Below are 435 nucleotides of genomic sequence, written 5' to 3' on the forward strand. Positions count from 1 at the left end.
GACGATCAGAAACCGCTCGTCGGCATCATCGAAGTCGACGATGCCTACTGGGGCGGCGAGGCCCACGCGAGCACGCCTGGGCGTGGCTCGCCAAACAAGACCCCGTTCATCGCGGCCTTATCCTGCAACGAAGACAACCACCCGATCGGCCTGCGTCTCGGCAAGGTCAAAGGCTTTCGCAAGGGCGAGGTTGAGCGCTTCGCTAAGCGCCACTTCGACCCCGATGCCATCGTTTTCAGTGATGGCCTGTCCTGTTTCAAGGGCATCGCTAGCGCCGGCTTCGAGCATCACGCCGTGGTCACGGGAGGCGGCTACCGCAGCATGCAGATCCCTGAGCTCCAGTGGCTGAATACGGTCCTCGGCAACGTCAAGAACAGTCTGCACGGCTCCTACCATCATGCCAGTGGCAAACACTTGCCGCGCTACCTCGGCGAG

Annotated in this window: 1 protein-coding gene; it reads left to right on the forward strand. The window is 62.1% G+C overall.

Translation table 11 applies throughout. The features are described from left to right. Positions 1-435: IS1595 family transposase (locus G3446_RS27300; protein WP_164456763.1), on the forward strand; the 435-nt coding region annotated here is incomplete at both ends.

The organism is Thiorhodococcus minor (assembly GCF_010820565.1).
Lineage (GTDB): Bacteria > Pseudomonadota > Gammaproteobacteria > Chromatiales > Chromatiaceae > Thiorhodococcus > Thiorhodococcus minor.